The organism is Streptococcus oralis subsp. oralis, from assembly GCF_002096445.1.
GTDB lineage: Bacteria > Bacillota > Bacilli > Lactobacillales > Streptococcaceae > Streptococcus > Streptococcus oralis_N.
Map to the genome: position 1 here is coordinate 243,336 of NZ_NCUK01000012.1, position 18,323 is coordinate 261,658.

The following is an 18,323-nucleotide window of genomic DNA, read 5'->3' on the forward strand; positions in this document are numbered from 1 at the left end:
CTATGAAAAGTAAAAGATGGGGAATCTTCATTGTAGTTGTCGGTTTGCTGGCCTTGGTTGCCATAAGCGTCGTAAAAAATGGGCACTGCAAAAATGGAGAGAGATGTCGTGGAGTTCAGAATTTTTCCAAGTCCAGTCTCCCCTTTCTACGCTCGAATGATATCGCAAGCAGTTTATTAGTTGAAAAAGTAAGAAATGGAGAATAAGAATGTCAGAAAAAAGAGAATGGGTTTTAAAAGCGTTTAGAGGTGAGAAAGTTGATCGTGTGCCAGTAGGCTTTTGGCACCATTTCACATCCGAAGACGAATGGCTACACGGTTTCTCAAATCCAGCCATTATCGAGAAGAATATTGAGGGCCATAAGCGCTTTATCCGAGAAGTTCACCCAGACTTTATCAAACTCATGAGTGATGGCTACTTTGCTTATCCAAATCCAGCGATTGCCAAAGGAAAGTCACTTCAAGAATTGGCGGCCATTCAACCACTCGGGCCAGATCATGCTTGGATAAAAGAGCAGGTGGACTTGGTTAAGAAAATCAAGCAAGAGTTTACAGAAGATATCGTTGCGATTTACAATATTTTTGCTCCTGTGACCTATCTCAAGTGGCTGCTTGGGGAAGTATCTGGCGGCGATGACCTTATCGCGGACTTTCTGGTGGAAGATCCTAAAGCCCTTAAGAAGGTGTTGGATGTGATTGCTGAAGATATTGCGAGTCTCAGCCGAGCTGTCATCGAAGAGGCTGGTGCTGACGGAATCTACCTCAGCGTGCAGAGTATCCAAGATCAACGAGTGTCGGCAGCAGATTATCAAGCCGTCATTGCACCTAGCGAGATAACGGTTCTGGAAGCAGCTAGTGCTGTTGGTGGTGTTACTGTTCTTCATATCTGTGGCTACGAGGGGGCGCGAAATGATATTCACCTTTTTGCAGACTATCCAGCCCAAGTCTTTAACTGGGCTGTAGGACCAGAGGGAATCACTCTCAAGGAAGGTCGTGAGATTTTCAAGGGACGTACGGTTCTTGGAGGATTCGAAAATGGCAAGACAGGCTTACTGTATACTGGTGGCAAGGATGCCATTCAGGCTGAGGCAAAGAAACTAGTTGCAGAAGCTGGGAAACAGGGCTTGGTACTTGGGGCAGATTGTACCATTCCAAGTGATATCGCAGTTGAACGTATCCAGTGGGTGAGAGAAGCGCTTGAAAACTAAAGGAGAAAAAGATGAGTAAAAAAGCATGGATTATCGGTGGTGTAGCAGTTGTTGCAGTAATTGGGGCAACGATTATCGGGAGAAGTTTAGCTGGCGCTCCAGCCAAGGAGGGAGAAACGGCTTCGTCTGCTGAAGTCATAACCTTGAAGGTTGCCCATACACAAAACTATGTACCTTATGATTTTGTCAATGAAAAAGGGGAATCAGATGGTTATGAAGTAGCTGTTTTGAAGGTTGTTGATGAGAAGTTGGCAAACTATCAATTTGAATATACGGGTACCAGTGATGACGACCTTTTGATTGGTCTGGAATCAGGCAAGTATGACATCGGAACCAAGGGAGCTTGGTACACAGAAGAACGAGTTAAAAAGTTTGTCATTCCATCTGAACCAGTCGGAGCGAGCATCATCGGATTTACTGTCAGAAAAGAAGATGAACAGAAATACAAAACCATTGATGACTTTGCTAAGAATAAAGGGAAATTGGTTCCTATCTCTCCACAGAATGCTCAATGGAATGTCATCACCAGCTACAATGAAAAACATCAGGATGCACCGATTGAGCTAACAGCAGCTGAATCCTTTAAAGTGGCAGATGCCTATGCCTGGGTCTTAGAAGGACGTTATGACGCCTTCTTTGATATCAAACTGTCCTTTGAAAAAGCAGTTACTGCAGAAGATGGTCCTTACCACCAATATGCGGATAAACTCAGCTGGTTCCCATACAAGGGCATTCCAACTTATCCTTTGATTCACCGTGATGAAAAGGGTGAGAAATTCGCTAAAGAATATGAAAAAGCAATCAAAGAGTTGAAAGAAGATGGCACGCTTGCTAAGCTATCTCAGCAATACTTTAAAGAAGATGTCTTTAGTTACGTAGACAAAGACTAGACCAGAAATTCCAAGACTAGAAAGGGTTTTGCATGGTTTCTTATGATTTTTCCAAGGTCTTTCAGTTTTTACCGACCTTATGGCAGGCACTTCCTATGACCTTGTCCATTCTCTTTTTTACCACTCTTCTTGGTTCCCTTTTTGGAGGTCTCTTGGCCTGGGCACAAGTAGGAGAAGACAAGAGTTTTGCAGCGATTTCCAAAGGCTATATCTTTACCCTTCGTTGTACACCGCCGATTGTCTTGCTTTTTCTAGTCTTTTATGGCTTGCCAGAATTTCTGAAATGGTGGCTTGGTTTGGATATCAACAACTGGTCTAAAACTATTTTTGTTCTCTTGACGATGATTCTCTTGTTTGCGGCTATTGTTGCCGAGGTTTTCAAGGCGGCCTATCAAGCTATTCCAAAGGGGCAGACAGAGGCCGGGCTTAGTATTGGTTTGACTCCAAGTCAGACTTTTTGGAGAATCATTTTTCCCCAAGCTTTTCAAGTTGCTCTTCCCAATATAACAACCGCTATTCTCAATCTCATGCGAGATGCTGCCTTGGCTTATACGATTGGTTTCGTTGATGTTATGGGGGCAGGCAATCTCTTGATTAGTCGCAATTTAGGGAACTACTCTCTGGAAACCTATACGGCAGTTGCGCTTCTTTACTGGGGAATTGCCTTAGTTATTTCCAGCTTGAGTCGTTTGCTTGAGAAGTCTTTGGAAACAAAAGGGAGGTAAGAAATGGATATAGACTATATTGTAAAGACCTTTCTGGAGACCTTGAAGGGTGTGCCAATCACCTTAATTATCATGATTGTGGCTATGGTCTTAAGCTTTTTGCCAGCTCTATTTTTAGCCTTGGGGCAGATTTACAAGGTTCGAGGTGTGAGGAGTTTTTCTCTGGTCTATCTGGCCTTTATCCGAGCGACTCCTCCGATTTTATTGATTCTCTTCTTTTATAGTTTGTTTCCAAGTTTGCTGAATCAATTTCTCAAAAGCATAGGAAGTGACTTTGATATTTTCAAACTTGATCCTCTCTATTATGCCTTTATCATTTATAGTTTGATGACAGTCGGGAGTTTGTCGGAGATTTTGCGTTCAGCTATCTTGACAGTGGACAAGGGACAACTAGAGGCGGCGCATGCGATTGGGCTGACTACGACCCAGGCCTATCTAAGGATTGTTTTTCCTCAAGCCTTGCGCTCAGCCTTGCCTAACTTGGCCAATTTGGTGATCAATATCGTCAAAGGTACCTCCCTGGTCTTTGTCATGACCATCAAGGACATCACCGCTATTGCCCGTGTGGAAGCATCCTACGGCTACCAGTATTTCGAGTCTTATTTTGTGATCTTTTTGCAGTATATTTTGATCTGTGGTTTGATTCAGTGGGGCTTCTCCCTACTGGAAAAAGGTTATGTGAAAAAAGAAAAGAGTGCAAAAGCATCTAGCGCGCGTTTTGTATAGGAGGACAGGATGTTACAAGTAGAACATATCGCAAAAACATTTGGTGAGAGGCAGGTGCTGGAGGATGTCAATCTCCAGGTCAACCAAGGGGATGTCGTCGTTATTTTAGGACCATCAGGTTCGGGGAAAACGACCTTTCTCCGTTGTCTCAACCACTTAGAAAAAGCTGATAGTGGCCGTTTGACCTTGGCAGGAAAAACCTATGACTTATCCAAATTGAGCAAGAAAGACATTCTAGAAATTCGCCAAAAAACAGCCTTTGTTTTCCAACACTACAATCTCTTTGCAAACAAAACTGCTCTGGAAAATATTCTAGAAGGTCTAATCGTAGCTCGTAAAGTTCCCAAGGAAGAAGCACTTAAACGTGCAGAATCTGCCTTGGAAAAAGTTGGTTTACTGGCCTATAAGGACTACTACCCTTCACAACTATCTGGAGGGCAACAACAACGAATAGGAATTGCGCGTGCTATTGCCGTCAAACCCGAGGTCATTTTGCTAGATGAACCAACATCAGCACTAGACCCTGAGTTGGTTGGAGATGTTTTGGATGTTCTGAAACAGTTGGCGGGAGAAGGTGTGACCATGGTGGTCGTCACGCATGAGATGGGATTTGCTAGAGATGTCGCCAACCACGTTATTTTCATGGATGGAGGCCGTATCGTAGAGGAGAACAATCCCCACGATTTCTTTAGTCGTCCACAAGAAGAACGAACCAAGCAGTTCCTGGCTCGTATCTTATCAGATGCTAGCTATAGTGTAGAATATATGATTTGATAGATAAGTGTATCATAAAAACAACACCCCATGACTAGAAGATTCTTCTGACCATGGGGTGTTTTCTCTATAGGAGGGCTAGGTTATATTCTTTGAAAATCTCTTCAAACCAGGTCAGCTTCGCCTTATCTACAACCTCAAAGCTGTGCTTTGAGCAGCCTGTGGCTAGCTTTCTAGTTTACTCTTTGATTTTCATTGAGTATCAGTTCTCTTTCTTGTTTTTTATCAACCATCCAAGTCCGAGAAGGGCAAGGATACTGAATCCAGCAAGGAAAAGAAGGGATTTGCTCTCAGTTCCTGTGTTTGGAAGGAGGTTCTGAGAGTGAGCCTCTGCAGCAGTTTCTTGAGTTTCAGGATTGGCTGCTAGGTTTTGAGCTTGACCTTGTTCTGGTTCAACTTCCAAGCTAGAAAGATCAAATTCTGGTTTTTCTTCCACAGCTGGAGCGACGATGGCGCCGCCTTGAGACAAGCGGAGAACGACAGCAGTGAGAGCATTCAATTTCAAGCCTTTTTCAGTCCATTCGAGACCTTGAGGTTTAGCGATTCCTACTGGTCCTGCTTGGTTTTCATCTGCGAGAACTTCGGCATTTCTCAAGTGAGCAAATGCAGTTCCTAGAGTAAATTCGCGAGCCTTATCATCCGCATTGACAAAGACAGCGTAGACATCACCATTTGGAGCAGTGATTTGGTAGCCGATGGTCACATCTTCTTTTTCAACGCCATTTTGTCCTGGAACAGTAATGAGGTGGACGCGCTCTTTGATGTCTTGCAGACTCTTGAGTCGGAAGGCATCTGTCGATTGACGAAGGGCGATCAATCCTTTCATGTAGTTACGGCTCTTGACATTTTCAGGATAAGCTTTGCCATCTGTAGCTTTGGTCCAGTCAAACTTGTTGACAGCATCACTAGAGTCATAAGAGTCATGGATAAAGTAAGGATAGACAAATGGCTTGCCGTCTTTGTCACGTAACAAGTGAGACTTGTTTGGAACCTTATCTTCAGGAACAGGAGTCTTATAGGCTGGATCAAGGAATTGTTTGGTACGTCCATATTCCTGACCAGAGTGGATAAAGGGAGTTCCTTGAGCGGTCAAGACCATGAGGTTTCCAAGTCGCAAACGACGATGGATTTCAGCATAGTTCTCAGCCTTGCTTGGATCTTTTTTGATAGACTGGGCAATGATGTCAAAGAGGGTCAAGTTATCATGGGCTGCGATATACTGGATAACATCTCCAGGATTGTCAGCCTCAAAGTTAGTTGGTTGGGCAATGAGATTTTTAAAGATGGTATTGATATCGCGTTTGCCACCTGTGATAAAGGCAGGTTGACCTTCGTTTGGATAGCCAGACTTGAGGTTGTTGCGGATGTCGTCTGAAAAGACAGCGACAGTATCTGTTTTCTTCATCCAATCTTGGTCAGCAGGTTGTACAGGCGTATTTTCATCACCAGTATAGGTTCTCCAGCCTTCACCTAGCATGATAAGATTTGGATTGAGGGCGCGTGCAGCCTTGTAAGCTTCTTCGATTGAAGCCGCATCGTGGTCACCCATCATATCAAAGCGGAAACCATCTACTTTGTAGGTTTCAACCAGATACTTGATGGAGTCTACCAAGACACGTTTAGACATGTAGTGGGTAGTTCCCAAACGGCCGCCTCCGAAGCTAGTACGTGGAGTTCCGTCTGCATCCATAAAGTGATAGTAGTTTGGCTCAATATCTTCAAAAATATCAACATTTGCAGTATGGTTGTAGACCACGTCCAGGATAGCCCCCATGCCACGTTTGTGGATTTCGTTGATGAGATTTTTGAATTCTGCGATACGTTTTTCTGGATCCTTAGGATCGCTTGAGTACATACCAGTCAAGGAGAAGTAGTTTTGAGGGTCATATCCCCAGTTGTAGTTGCTGTTGCTTGAAGCGTAGGCAGACAAACGTTCTTGGTTTTTCAATTCATTGACAAAGTAGTAAGACAAGACTGGAAGGAGCTGGATGTGGGTCACACCCAAGTCTTTGAGATAGTCCAGTTTTTCGATAAAGGCTTCAAAGGTACCAAATGGCTTGGTCAAGTCTTTTGCGATGGCAGGATCCGAAGTGAAGTCACGTACATGAGCTTCATAGATAACGGCATCTTCACGTGATTTGAAGTTACGAATCTTTCCATAGGTCAAGTCTTGCGGACCTAACTTCGCTGGATCGACAAAGGCAGCTTTAGCGACCTTATGAGCGGCATCTGTTTTTGCTAGGTCACTGTTCCAAGCCGCTAATGATTTGGCATAAGGGTCAAGAACGAGGACAGTTTTACCTTGGCGCTCGATTTGGTAGTGGTAGTAGTAGCCAGTGTAGTTGCTGATACCGAGACCAGAGTTTGCATCCAGAGTTTGTTTCCAGGTTCCTTTTTCTCCTTTTTCAAGGGCGACAGTTCCAACTACTTTTTCAGGGTCTTTCTTGTCATAGACAACAACGGAAACCTTATCAGCGCTTGGAGACCAGAGGGTGAGGTCAACACGCTTGCCATCTTCTTTTAGAGTTGCGCCGAGTGGACCATCGTAACTGTAGGATTCATCCTTGAGGCGCCAGCTTGAACGTGTGGTAAAGCGGTCTGAATTGTAGCTGACAGTGTACGGGTGTTGGGTGTCAGAGAAGTTGCCGATGTAGGTCACTTTTTTACCTGCCTCATCCACTTCCACGTCTGTGATAGCTACTTTATTCCCTTGGTAATCAGTGATGCTGGAGTGTTTGAGGATATCGTCTTTCTTAGCTCCAACGAGGGTAGAAAAACTGCTTTCGATACGAGATTTAGCCACGTGTTGGGCACCAGTCATACGGATATCGTGAACGTAGTAGGGGTTGGTGTAGATGGTTTCGTCATCATCTTTGAGGAAAATCTGACTGTGATTTTTTAGATCCGTGAATTTATAATCTTCTTTTCTGATTTTCACATCATCGCCTTTCTTGCTTTCGTCTAGTAATAAAAATCCAAATTCTCTTGCAGCTTCATTGAGTGGGATATCAATGTAACGTCCATATTTTCCAGTTGCGGTAAAGTCAGTACCGTCAGGCCATTCTCCACTGCTTGGTTTTTTGACATCGCCCCAATACCAAAGAGATTTTTTGTCATAGTTGCCATCTGTGCGGTAATAGTTGACACGGACAGTTCCTGCTGGCTGAGGACGGTAGTTGTGTACCTTGTAGTTTTCATCTAGCCAAGCCTCATTCATTTTTGGAGAGAGGCGCTCTACAGAACGGTCCCCTGTCAGGTTATCCCCCTTGGTATTGTTGATAAGGAAGCTGACTTTCTTGGCTTGCTCATTTTTGAGTTTGACATCTAGGTAATAGCCGTAGTCATCTTGCTTGGCATCCTTGAAGGACTTGGCACCATTGGGCCAGTTTTCAGACGGCTTTTCAACATCATCCCAAGTCCAAAGACCTTGAGAATCTTTGTTTTCTTCAGGGAGTTTTTTTACATGGATGCGGAAGTGGTTGTCTGCGATGGGTTCTTCAGAAGATGTGTCAGCTTGTGGTTTTTGATCTGATGTTGGCGTTGAAGTGCTGGCGTCTACTTTCTCTTCCTTGCTGTTAGCCTGGCTTGTAGTAGTATCTTCTGTTTTAGGTGTTTCTGGTGCTGTAGTAGTTTCCGCAGCTGTAGTTTCCTTCTTAGAATCAAGGGAAGCGTTTGCATTCTTTTGTTCAGAAATAGGCGTTTCCTTTTGAGTTTGACTCGTTTCAGTCTCAATAGGGGCCATGGTCACAGTGCTGGTATTTTCCTGAGTTTGAGGAAGGTTTTCATTGGCCGAAATAGTTGGCATTGTAGCAGAAAGCAGGACAATGCTGGCACCAATGAGGACAGAACCAGTTCCGTTCTTCAAGGAACGGATACCGTAAATCATTTTTTTCTCAGTTTGAGATGGGATTTTTTTCATCACAATTCTCCTTGTGTAGTTGTTCCCTAACAGTATAGCACGAGGTAAACATTAGTGCAAGCGTTTTCCTGACTTTTAAGAGAAAATATAATGCTTCATTTTCTTGAAATTTTAAAATAATATATAGGAAAAGATTGTTTAAAAAATAGTAAAAAAACCTTGAAAAATCTAGCTAAATAAGGTATAATATGAGTAATCATTTGTCGTAGGTTTTGTCTGAAATATTGTCCAGACAAGGCTCACAGCAGTTAAATCTTCTGAAAAAGTCAGATTTAGCTGCTCTTTTTGTGCTTTTTTTCAGGTTTTTGAGTGCTTGTAACAAAGATTTAAAGATTCTGAAAATTCGTCAAAGGGACACGGTGATAGGGGTTTTTAAAACCATATGACGATTAGAAAAGCCTGATTGACAAGGCTTGGAATTTATTTACAAAGGAGAATCATCTTGGCAGGACATGACGTTCAATACGGGAAACATCGTACCCGTCGTAGTTTTTCAAGAATCAAAGAAGTTCTTGACTTACCAAATTTGATTGAAATTCAAACGGATTCATTCAAAGATTTCCTAGATCACGGTCTTAAGGAAGTATTTGAAGATGTATTGCCAATTTCAAACTTCACAGAAACTATGGAGTTGGAATTTGTTGGATATGAAATCAAGGAACCAAAATACACGCTCGAAGAAGCACGTATCCACGATGCTAGCTACTCAGCACCAATTTTTGTAACCTTCCGCTTGATCAATAAAGAAACAGGCGAAATCAAGACCCAAGAAGTCTTCTTTGGAGATTTCCCAATCATGACCGAAATGGGTACTTTCATCATCAACGGTGGTGAACGTATTATCGTTTCTCAGTTGGTCCGCTCACCAGGTGTTTACTTTAATGATAAAGTAGACAAGAACGGTAAAGTAGGCTACGGCTCAACTGTTATCCCTAACCGTGGAGCTTGGTTGGAACTGGAAAGCGACTCAAAAGACATTGCCTACACTCGTATCGACCGTACTCGTAAGATTCCATTTACGACCTTGGTTCGTGCGCTTGGTTTCTCAGGTGATGATGAAATCTTTGATATCTTTGGTGATAGCGAATTGGTTCGCAACACCGTTGAAAAAGATATCCACAAGAATCCAATGGACTCTCGTACAGACGAAGCCTTGAAAGAAATCTACGAACGCCTTCGTCCAGGTGAGCCTAAGACTGCTGAAAGCTCACGTAGCTTGCTTGTGGCACGTTTCTTCGACCCACGTCGCTATGACTTAGCAGCCGTTGGTCGTTACAAGATTAATAAAAAACTCAACGTTAAAACACGCTTGCTCAACCAAACCATTGCGGAGCCATTGGTAGACCCTGAAACTGGTGAAATCTTGGTAGAAGCTGGTACCGTTATGACTCGTAGCGTGATTGAAAGTATCGAGAGTCACTTGGATGGCGACTTGAACAAGATTGTTTATATTCCAAACGATGCAGCTGTTCTGACAGAACCAGTTGTGCTTCAAAAATTCAAGGTTGTTGCCCCAACAGACCCAGACCGTGTTGTAACCATCATCGGAAATGCCAATCCAGACGACAAGGTTCGTGTTGTAACTCCTGCGGATATCCTTGCAGAGATGAGCTACTTCCTCAACTTGGCTGAAGGTATCGGACGTGTGGATGATATCGACCACCTTGGAAACCGTCGTATTCGTGCGGTTGGTGAATTGCTTGCTAACCAAGTACGTCTTGGACTTTCTCGTATGGAACGTAATGTCCGTGAACGTATGTCTGTTCAGGACAATGAAGTTTTAACACCACAACAAATCATCAATATCCGTCCTGTAACAGCTGCGGTTAAAGAATTCTTTGGTTCATCACAGTTGTCACAGTTCATGGACCAACACAACCCACTTTCTGAGTTGTCTCACAAACGCCGTTTGTCAGCCTTAGGACCTGGTGGTTTGACACGTGACCGTGCCGGATATGAAGTACGTGACGTGCACTACACTCACTATGGTCGTATGTGTCCAATCGAGACACCTGAAGGACCTAACATCGGTTTGATCAATAACTTGTCATCTTACGGACACTTGAATAAGTATGGATTTGTTCAAACACCATACCGTAAGGTTGACCGTGAAACAGGTGTAGTCACAAACGAAATCGTTTGGTTGACAGCCGATGAAGAAGATGAATTTACTGTAGCGCAGGCTAACTCTCGCCTCAACGAAGACGGTACTTTTGCTGAGAAAGTTGTCATGGGACGTCACCAAGGGGTCAACCAAGAATATCCAGCAGAAGTGGTTGACTACATGGACGTGTCACCAAAACAAGTAGTTGCCGTTGCGACTGCATGTATTCCTTTCTTGGAAAACGATGACTCCAACCGTGCCCTCATGGGTGCCAACATGCAACGTCAGGCTGTGCCTTTGATTGATCCAAAAGCACCTTACGTTGGTACTGGTATGGAATACCAAGCAGCTCATGATTCTGGAGCGGCTGTTATTGCTCAGTATGATGGTAAAGTTACATACGCAGATGCTGACAAGGTAGAAGTACGCCGTGAAGATGGTTCGTTAGATGTTTACCACATCCAAAAATTCCGTCGTTCAAACTCAGGTACTGCTTACAACCAACGCACGCTTGTTAAAGTTGGCGATGTCGTTGAAAAAGGCGACTTTATCGCTGACGGACCTTCTATGGAAAAAGGGGAAATGGCGCTTGGACAAAACCCAATCGTTGCCTACATGACATGGGAAGGTTACAACTTCGAGGATGCCGTTATCATGAGCGAACGCTTGGTCAAAGACGATGTCTACACATCTGTCCACCTCGAAGAGTATGAATCAGAAACGCGCGATACAAAGCTTGGGCCTGAAGAAATTACTCGTGAAATTCCAAACGTTGGTGAAGATGCCCTTAAAGACCTTGACGAAATGGGTATTATCCGTATCGGTGCTGAGGTTAAAGAAGGAGATATCCTTGTAGGTAAAGTCACACCTAAGGGTGAGAAAGACCTTTCAGCTGAAGAACGTCTCTTGCACGCTATCTTTGGCGATAAGTCTCGTGAAGTCCGTGACACTTCTCTTCGTGTACCTCACGGTGCCGATGGTGTCGTTCGTGATGTCAAGATCTTTACACGTGCAAATGGTGATGAGTTGCAATCTGGTGTGAATATGCTGGTTCGCGTCTACATCGCTCAAAAACGTAAGATCAAGGTCGGAGATAAGATGGCCGGACGTCACGGAAACAAAGGGGTTGTCTCTCGTATCGTTCCTGTAGAAGACATGCCTTACCTTCCAGATGGAACTCCAGTCGACATCATGTTGAACCCACTTGGGGTGCCATCACGTATGAATATCGGTCAGGTTATGGAACTCCACCTTGGTATGGCAGCCCGTACTCTTGGTATCCACATCGCAACACCAGTCTTTGACGGAGCAAGTTCTGAAGACCTTTGGGACACTGTTAAAGAAGCAGGTATGGACAGCGATGCTAAGACAATCCTATACGACGGACGTACAGGTGAGCCGTTTGACAACCGTGTATCAGTTGGTGTCATGTACATGATCAAACTCCACCACATGGTTGATGATAAATTGCACGCGCGTTCAGTCGGACCATACTCAACCGTTACCCAACAACCACTCGGAGGTAAAGCTCAGTTTGGTGGACAACGTTTCGGTGAGATGGAAGTTTGGGCTCTTGAAGCCTACGGTGCGTCAAATGTCCTTCAAGAAATCTTGACTTACAAGTCTGACGATATCAACGGACGTTTGAAAGCCTATGAAGCTATTACAAAAGGAAAACCAATTCCAAAACCAGGTGTTCCAGAATCCTTCCGAGTTCTTGTCAAAGAATTGCAATCTCTTGGTCTTGAAATGCGTGTTCTTGACGAAGATGACCAAGAAGTGGAACTTCGCGACTTGGATGAAGGAATGGACGAAGATGTCATCCACGTAGATGACCTTGAAAAAGCCCGCGAAAAAGCAGCCCAAGAGGCTAAAGCAGCCTTTGAAGCAGAAGAAGCTGAGAAAGCAACAAAAGCGGAAGCGACAGAAGAAGCTGCTGAACAAGAATAAGCAGTTCACTTAGAATAGAAAGGGAAGAAATAGTGGTTGATGTAAATCGTTTTAAAAGTATGCAAATCACCCTAGCTTCTCCAAGCAAAGTCCGTTCATGGTCTTATGGAGAAGTCAAAAAACCTGAAACAATCAATTACCGTACGTTGAAACCAGAACGTGAAGGACTCTTTGACGAAGTCATCTTTGGTCCTACAAAGGACTGGGAATGTGCTTGTGGGAAGTACAAACGCATTCGTTACAGAGGGATTGTTTGTGACCGCTGTGGGGTTGAAGTAACGCGTACGAAAGTTCGTCGTGAGCGTATGGGGCACATCGAGTTGAAAGCTCCTGTATCTCACATCTGGTATTTCAAGGGGATTCCAAGCCGTATGGGCTTGACCCTTGATATGAGCCCTCGTGCCCTCGAGGAAGTTATCTACTTTGCGGCTTATGTGGTGATTGATCCGAAGGATACACCACTTGAGCACAAGTCTATCATGACAGAGCGCGAATACCGTGAGCGCTTGCGTGAGTATGGTTATGGATCATTCGTTGCCAAGATGGGTGCCGAAGCCATCCAAGACCTTTTGAAACAAGTAGATCTCGAAAAAGAAATTGCTGAACTCAAAGAAGAGTTGAAAACAGCTACTGGACAAAAACGTGTCAAAGCCATCCGCCGTTTGGATGTTTTGGATGCCTTTTACAAGTCTGGAAACAAACCTGAATGGATGATTCTCAATATCCTTCCAGTTATTCCACCAGACCTTCGTCCAATGTTGCAGTTGGATGGTGGCCGTTTTGCCTCATCTGACTTGAACGACCTTTACCGCCGTGTTATCAACCGTAACAACCGTTTGGCTCGTTTGCTTGAGTTGAACGCACCAGGTATCATCGTTCAAAATGAGAAGCGTATGCTTCAAGAAGCGGTTGACGCTTTGATTGATAATGGCCGTCGTGGTCGTCCGATTACAGGACCAGGTAGCCGTCCACTGAAATCATTGAGCCACATGCTTAAAGGGAAACAAGGACGCTTCCGTCAAAACTTGCTCGGTAAACGTGTTGACTTCTCAGGACGTTCCGTTATCGCCGTTGGTCCAACTCTTAAGATGTACCAATGTGGTGTGCCACGTGAAATGGCAATTGAGCTCTTTAAACCATTCGTCATGCGTGAAATCGTTGCCCGTGACATCGTGCAAAACGTTAAGGCAGCTAAACGCTTGGTGGAACGTGGAGACGAACGCATCTGGGATATCCTTGAAGAAGTAATCAAAGAACACCCAGTGCTTCTCAACCGCGCACCGACCCTTCACCGTTTGGGTATCCAAGCCTTCGAGCCAGTCTTGATTGATGGTAAGGCCCTTCGCTTGCACCCGCTTGTCTGTGAAGCCTACAATGCCGACTTTGACGGGGACCAAATGGCCATCCACGTACCGCTTTCAGAAGAAGCTCAAGCAGAAGCTCGTATCTTGATGTTGGCTGCTGAGCATATCTTGAACCCGAAAGATGGTAAACCAGTTGTTACTCCATCTCAGGACATGGTTTTGGGTAACTACTACTTGACCATGGAAGAAGCTGGTCGTGAAGGGGAAGGAATGGTCTTCAAAGACCGTGACGAAGCGGTTATGGCTTACCGCAATGGTTATGTTCACCTCCATTCACGTGTTGGTATCGCGACAGATAGTCTCAACAAACCTTGGACTGAAGAACAAAAACACAAGGTCTTGCTGACAACAGTTGGTAAAATCCTCTTCAATGACATCATGCCAGAGGGTCTGCCTTACTTGCAAGAACCAACAAATGCTAACTTAACAGAAGGTGTTCCAGCTAAGTACTTCTTGCCACTAGGTGGAGATATCAAGGAAGCAATCAGCAATCTTGAACTCAACCCTCCATTCAAGAAGAAAAATCTTGGGAATATCATCGCTGAAATCTTCAAACGTTTCCGTACGACAGAAACTTCTGCCCTACTTGACCGCATGAAGAACCTCGGTTACCACCACTCAACTCTTGCAGGTTTGACAGTGGGTATTGCCGATATCCCAGTTGTTGAAGACAAGGCTGAAATCATCGAAGAATCACACAAACGTGTAGAACAAATCACCAAACAATTCCGTCGTGGTATGATCACAGACGACGAGCGCTACAACGCTGTTACAGCTGAATGGCGTGCAGCTCGTGAAAAATTGGAGAAACGTTTGGTTGCCAACCAAGATCCTAAGAACCCAATCGTTATGATGATGGACTCTGGAGCCCGTGGTAACATCTCAAACTTCTCACAGCTTGCCGGTATGCGTGGTCTGATGGCCGCTCCGAATGGACGTATCATGGAATTGCCAATCCTCTCAAACTTCCGCGAAGGTTTGTCAGTACTCGAAATGTTCTTCTCAACTCACGGTGCCCGTAAAGGTATGACCGATACGGCCCTTAAGACAGCCGACTCCGGTTATTTGACTCGTCGTTTGGTTGACGTTGCCCAAGACGTTATCATCCGTGAGGACGACTGTGGAACAGACCGTGGTCTCTTGATCCGTTCTATCGCAGAAGGAAAAGAGATGATCGAGTCTCTCGAAGAACGTCTCAATGGTCGTTATACTAAGAAAACTGTTAAACATCCAGAAACTGGTGCAGTGATCATCGGTCCAAATGAATTGATTACAGAAGACAAGGCGCGTGAAATTGTCAATGCTGGTGTGGAAGAAGTTACTATCCGTTCTGTATTTACATGTAACACTCGTCATGGTGTCTGCCGTCACTGTTACGGTATCAACTTGGCGACTGGTGATGCGGTTGAAGTTGGTGAAGCAGTTGGTACAATCGCTGCCCAATCTATCGGGGAACCTGGTACACAGCTTACAATGCGCACCTTCCACACGGGTGGGGTTGCCTCAAATACCGATATCACTCAGGGTCTTCCTCGTGTCCAAGAAATCTTTGAATCCCGCAATCCTAAAGGGGAAGCGGTCATCACAGAGGTCAAAGGACAAGTTACAGCTATCGAAGAAGACGCGTCAACTCGTACCAAGAAAGTCTTCGTTAAGGGTGAAACTGGAGAAGGCGAATACGTGGTACCATTTACAGCCCGTATGCGTGTCGAAGTTGGAGACCAAGTCTCTCGCGGTGCGGCATTGACAGAAGGTTCTATCCAACCAAAACGTCTCCTTGCTGTTCGTGATGTCTTGTCAGTTGAAACTTACCTTCTCGGTGAAGTACAAAAAGTTTACCGTAGCCAAGGGGTAGAAATCGGTGACAAACACATCGAGGTAATGGTTCGTCAAATGATCCGTAAAGTTCGTGTCATGGATCCAGGTGACACAGACCTTCTTATGGGTACTCTCATGGACATCAACGACTTTACAGATGCTAACAAGGATGTTCTTATCGCAGGTGGAGTTCCAGCGACTGGTCGCCCAGTTCTTATGGGAATCACCAAAGCCTCACTTGAAACAAATAGTTTCTTGTCAGCGGCTTCCTTCCAGGAAACAACTCGTGTCCTTACAGATGCGGCCATCCGTGGTAAGAAAGACCATCTCCTTGGACTCAAGGAAAATGTTATCATTGGTAAGATCATCCCAGCTGGTACTGGTATGGCTCGCTACCGTAACCTTGAACCACAAGCTATCAATGAAGCAGAATATCTGGCTCCAGAACAAGAAGAGGCAGAGCTTGCTCCTGTAGAGGAAGTTGTGGAAATCCAAGTTGAAGAAACAGTAGAATAAAAGCAAACAAGAGAACCTTTGGGTTCTCTTTGTTTTATTTCAGAAAAATTTTCCCACTTTTTCATAAAGTATGGTAGAATAGAAGAACTAAAATGCCAAGGAGGTGTCCGTATGGAACAAACATTCTTTATCATTAAGCCAGATGGTGTGAAAAGAGGGCTGGTTGGTCAGGTTCTGAAAAGAATTGAGGAGCGTGGTTTCAAAATCGAAAAATTAGAGTTGCGTTCAGCAGTTTCAGAAGATTTGATTGACCAGCACTATCAAGACTTGGTTGAAAAAAGTTTTTATCCTCCTATTCGTCAGTTTATGACCTCAGGACCAGTAGTGGTGGGCATTCTATCAGGTCCGAAAGTGATTGAAACTTGGCGGACCATGATGGGGGCTACTCGTCCAGAAGAAGCTCTGCCAGGAACTATCCGAGGAGATTTTGCCAAGGCTGCAGGAGACAATCAAGCCATTCAAAATGTAGTTCACGGCTCCGATTCGGAAGCTTCTGCCAAACGAGAAATTGCTCTCTGGTTTAAGGATTAGACTGGTAAAAGAACAGTTCTGTGCACAACAGAGCTGTTTTTTGGTCAGTTGAGCACAAAAAAAGAACACTTGAGGCGGAAACAATCATTTCAAACTCCTCACAAGGTATAATCCCATATAGGGAGGGAAAAGAAATGGTAAAATCAATTCGCCTATTGTTACTGATTGCAGTCATCCAGATTAGTTTTAGTAGTTGCCTATTATGGAAAGAATCCTTTTTATCTTTAAAACAGACCAATGCTTACTTTTTGATTTTGATAGTAGGAATTTCTGTTTTGTGCGCTGGGATAAATTATTTCCATACAGCAGACCAGTCTAGACATAGTATTTTACATGTTCAAAAGAAAGTGAGCCTTGTTTATTGCCTCCTTTTAGTAGTCAATCTTCTGGCAACCTGTCTGGTTCTCTCAGAAAGCATCCAAACCACTAGCAAATTGCAGCAGGAACTGGTTGACCTCTTTTTACCCTCCTTCTTTTTCTTGCTAGGAGTAGATCTATTGATTTTCTTACCTTTTGATAAAATTTTTCGCGATATAGAAAATCACCTAAATAAAAAGAAAACAGTCGTCATTTCCGTTCTAGCTACGATGGTTTTCTTGAGGAATCCCTTAGTGATTTCCTCGATTTTCTTTTATATCAGTGTTGGTTTTCTATGCGCACGTTTCCTTTTTCCCAAATGTATCCAAAGGGAAATCTCCTTTTATGGGCACCTGATTCGGGATATCCTGTTTGTTTTTTCAATAGTTGTATTCTTTTAAGTGGAGGAGAATCTTTCAAAATTGTTATAGTAAGTCCATAAAGAAAATTCACACAAAAGAAAACTTTTTGGTATAATAGTAGCATGCACACAAAAAATGAAGAAGAGCTTCTAGCTCTCGGAGAAAGATTAGGTCATTTGCTTCAAAAAGACGATGTTCTGATCTTGACTGGAGAGTTGGGAGCGGGTAAAACAACCTTTACAAAAGGCCTTGCTAAGGGCTTGGATATCCGTCAGATGATTAAAAGTCCAACCTATACCATTGTTAGAGAGTACGAAGGGCGTTTGCCACTTTACCACTTGGATGTCTACCGTATCGAAGGTGATGCTGATTCTATTGACTTGGATGAGTTTCTCTTTGGAGGTGGTGTGACTGTTATTGAGTGGGGGCATCTTTTGGGTGAAGATTTACCAGATTCTTACTTGGAGTTGGAAATTTTGAAAGAAGCTGAGGGTCGTTGTCTTCATTTTACGGCTCATGGCTCTCGGGCTGAACAACTCATCAGGGAGCTTCAAGATGGAGTATGAGTTGTGTATTCGTGAGGCAGATACGTCAGATGCTACAGCCTTGATTGAATTTTTAGATTGTGTCGGTCAAGAGACAGATTTTACCAGTTTGGATGAAAATGGTATCATGATGACAGCTTCTGAAATGGCTCTTTTTATCGAAAAACAAGCTGCATCAGAGAATCAAATTACTCTCCTCGCCTTACTGAATGATGAGATTGCAGGAGTCTTAAATATCACAGCGGACCAACATTTAAGAGTTCGACATATCGGTGATGTTTTTCTAGCAGTTCGCAGGAAATTCTGGAACCAAGGCTTGGCGACTATACTTCTAGAAGAAGGCATTGAGTGGGCGAAAGCCAGTGGCGTCCTGCGCCGTTTGCAACTCAGTGTACAAAAACGAAACGAGGCTGCGATCCACCTCTACTCAAAAATGGGATTTATCACAGAAGGCTTACAAGAACGAGGAGCCTATTTAGCAGAAGGGATATTTTTAGATGTTTGTCTTATGGGCAAGCTGATAAATGAATAACGA

The 18,323-nt window shown here is 44.0% G+C and carries 13 protein-coding genes; 12 read left to right on the plus strand and 1 reads right to left on the minus strand.

Features of this window, described 5'->3' with window-relative positions:
• Window positions 1–2 precede the first annotated feature (2 nt).
• From B7721_RS02460 to B7721_RS02485, 6 genes are read left to right on the plus strand one after another with little or no spacing between them, the layout of a single operon-like run.
• Window positions 3–206 carry a hypothetical protein gene (locus tag B7721_RS02460; RefSeq protein WP_084877336.1) on the plus strand — a complete coding sequence of 68 codons (204 nt, stop codon included), beginning with the start codon at window positions 3–5 and terminating at the stop codon, window positions 204–206.
• A gap of 2 nt (window positions 207–208) precedes the next feature.
• Complete coding sequence (locus B7721_RS02465; RefSeq protein ID WP_084877337.1) at window positions 209–1,207, plus strand: uroporphyrinogen decarboxylase family protein; 999 nt, start codon at window positions 209–211, stop codon at window positions 1,205–1,207.
• Window positions 1,208–1,218: 11 nt separating this feature from the next.
• Complete coding sequence (locus B7721_RS02470; protein WP_084877339.1) at window positions 1,219–2,097, plus strand: transporter substrate-binding domain-containing protein; 879 nt, start codon at window positions 1,219–1,221, stop codon at window positions 2,095–2,097.
• A 32-nt stretch (window positions 2,098–2,129) separates the two neighbouring features.
• On the plus strand, window positions 2,130–2,822 hold the full coding sequence (locus B7721_RS02475) for an amino acid ABC transporter permease (RefSeq protein ID WP_000255460.1): 693 nt from the start codon (window positions 2,130–2,132) through the stop codon (window positions 2,820–2,822).
• 3 nt (window positions 2,823–2,825) lie between these two features.
• The gene (locus B7721_RS02480; protein ID WP_000350563.1) at window positions 2,826–3,548 is read left to right on the plus strand and encodes an amino acid ABC transporter permease; all 723 of its coding nucleotides are present in this window, start codon (window positions 2,826–2,828) and stop codon (window positions 3,546–3,548) included.
• A gap of 9 nt (window positions 3,549–3,557) precedes the next feature.
• Window positions 3,558–4,322 carry an amino acid ABC transporter ATP-binding protein gene (locus tag B7721_RS02485; protein WP_000942256.1) on the plus strand — a complete coding sequence of 255 codons (765 nt, stop codon included), beginning with the start codon at window positions 3,558–3,560 and terminating at the stop codon, window positions 4,320–4,322.
• A gap of 202 nt (window positions 4,323–4,524) precedes the next feature.
• Here B7721_RS02485 and B7721_RS02495 read toward each other — a convergent pair whose 3' ends face one another.
• On the minus strand, window positions 4,525–8,241 hold the full coding sequence (locus B7721_RS02495) for a pullulanase (RefSeq protein ID WP_084877341.1): 3,717 nt from the start codon (window positions 8,239–8,241) through the stop codon (window positions 4,525–4,527).
• Window positions 8,242–8,683: 442 nt separating this feature from the next.
• Between B7721_RS02495 and rpoB the strand changes: the two genes are divergently transcribed.
• The 6 genes from rpoB (at window position 8,684) to B7721_RS02525 (ending at window position 18,320) form a co-directional block, all read left to right on the plus strand.
• Window positions 8,684–12,295: a DNA-directed RNA polymerase subunit beta gene (rpoB, locus tag B7721_RS02500; RefSeq protein ID WP_084877342.1), complete on the plus strand. Its 3,612-nt coding sequence runs from the start codon at window positions 8,684–8,686 to the stop codon at window positions 12,293–12,295.
• A gap of 32 nt (window positions 12,296–12,327) precedes the next feature.
• Complete coding sequence (gene rpoC, locus B7721_RS02505) at window positions 12,328–15,993, plus strand: DNA-directed RNA polymerase subunit beta' (protein WP_162283470.1); 3,666 nt, start codon at window positions 12,328–12,330, stop codon at window positions 15,991–15,993.
• A 111-nt stretch (window positions 15,994–16,104) separates the two neighbouring features.
• A complete protein-coding gene (ndk, locus tag B7721_RS02510; RefSeq protein WP_049489472.1) occupies window positions 16,105–16,524 on the plus strand; it encodes a nucleoside-diphosphate kinase in 420 nt (139 codons plus the stop codon).
• A gap of 134 nt (window positions 16,525–16,658) precedes the next feature.
• A complete protein-coding gene (locus B7721_RS02515; protein ID WP_000240908.1) occupies window positions 16,659–17,282 on the plus strand; it encodes a hypothetical protein in 624 nt (207 codons plus the stop codon).
• An 83-nt stretch (window positions 17,283–17,365) separates the two neighbouring features.
• Window positions 17,366–17,809, plus strand: coding sequence for a tRNA (adenosine(37)-N6)-threonylcarbamoyltransferase complex ATPase subunit type 1 TsaE (gene tsaE, locus B7721_RS02520; RefSeq protein WP_084877344.1), 444 nt, complete (start codon window positions 17,366–17,368; stop codon window positions 17,807–17,809).
• A complete protein-coding gene (locus B7721_RS02525; protein ID WP_084877345.1) occupies window positions 17,799–18,320 on the plus strand; it encodes a GNAT family N-acetyltransferase in 522 nt (173 codons plus the stop codon). Before tsaE ends, B7721_RS02525 begins: the two co-directional genes overlap by 11 nt.
• Window positions 18,321–18,323: the final 3 nt, after the last annotated feature.